The sequence below is a fragment of the Mesorhizobium sp. M7A.F.Ca.CA.002.04.1.1 genome (genome assembly GCF_004022805.1).
Lineage (GTDB): Bacteria > Pseudomonadota > Alphaproteobacteria > Rhizobiales > Rhizobiaceae > Mesorhizobium > Mesorhizobium ciceri.
On the sequence record NZ_RZPL01001041.1, the window covers coordinates 1 to 1,376 of the forward strand.

2 protein-coding genes are annotated in these 1,376 nt (G+C 61.4%); both read right to left on the minus strand.

The features are described 5' to 3' along the window. The coding region (locus tag ENZ75_RS31890) for a rod-binding protein (protein ID WP_164888178.1) at nucleotides 1–583 on the minus strand (583 nt) is incomplete at its 3' end. A gap of 99 nt (nucleotides 584–682) precedes the next feature. Further along, nucleotides 683–1,376 (minus strand): carbohydrate ABC transporter permease (locus ENZ75_RS31895; RefSeq protein ID WP_164888179.1); only part of this gene is annotated, 694 nt, incomplete at its 5' end.

A 1,376-nucleotide genomic window follows, 5' to 3' on the forward strand; every position in this document is an offset into this window, starting at 1 on the left:
TCTCGTCACCGGTCATCGATCCCGCAGCCTTGCGCTGCAATTGATGGACCAGCGAGGTCGACAGGCTGTTTTGCTGGTCGACCTCGGTCTTTTCCGGCCCGCCCGAAACCGGACCGACGGGCACGACGCGCTTGCCTTCGAGATAGTGGTCGGCGAGCATCGATTTGGCGATGCCGATGCCGCCGCGTTCGGCCATTACGTCCGCCACCCGCTCGGCAAGCTGCGATTTCCACATGTCGCCGGCCAGGCCCTTGCCGTAGACGCCCTCGGTGTCCTTGGGCAGCATGTTCTGGATGAAGGTCTGCAGCACCATCGCCTCGAACTTCTTGAATTTCTTGGCCGGGTCGGTTGCGGCGGCGGCCTTGTCGGCGGTGGCGCGCGACAGGATCGAGCCGGCATCGACGGAAGCGGCGGTGTCGAGTGAAAACGTGCCCGCAGCGCCGCCGGCCCGCTTTGCCAGCGCGGCGCGAGCGGTCTCGATATCCGCCGGGTCGACGGCTCGGGCCACATCCATAACGATGTCGCTGGGTGGAGAAATCGCCAAGAAAGTCCGCCTTTTACCGGTTTTCCCTGACCAGACCATGCCTCAACAAGCTTGTGGCAGGCTTGCGGGAAGGAGAGGGAGCGGAGTGCGGGGATCGGATCGAAGCTGCCGGCCGAGGGTGGGATTTCCGCCTCAGCCTCACTCCTTGACCGCCCCCGTCATCGAGGAGACGTAGTGCTCGACAAAGAATGAATAGAGCACCACCACCGGCAGGGAGCCGATCAGCGCGCCTGCCATCAGGGCTCCCCATTCATAGACGTCCGAACGTACGAGTTCGGTAAGCACGCCGACCGGCACGGTTTTGTTTTCGGACGACTGGATAAAGGTCAAGGCGTAGATGAATTCGTTCCATGACAGGGTGAAGGCGAAGATGCCGGCGGAGATCAGGCCGGGCACCGACAGCGGCAGAACTATCTTGGTCAGGATTTGCCAGCGGCTCGCTCCGTCGATCAGCGCGCATTCTTCCAGTTCGAAGGGTATCGAGCGGAAGTAGCCCATCAAGAGCCACGTGCAGAATGGAATGAGGAACGTCGGATAGGTGAGGATCAGTGCGAACGGCGTATCGTAAAGGCCGAGGTTGAACACCATCACCGACAGTGGAATGAACAGAATCGAGGGCGGCACGAGATAGGCCAGGAAGATCGCCAAGCCGACCTGCCGCGCCCCGGAAAACCTCAAGCGTTCGATCGCATAGGCTGCGAACACCGCCGCCAGCAGCGACAGGAAAGTTGCGGCGGTCGAGATGATGATCGTGTTGAGAAGCCAACCCGGATAGGACGTCTCGAAGAGCAGATACCGAATATGCTCGAGCGTCGGATGGACGACCCAGAAC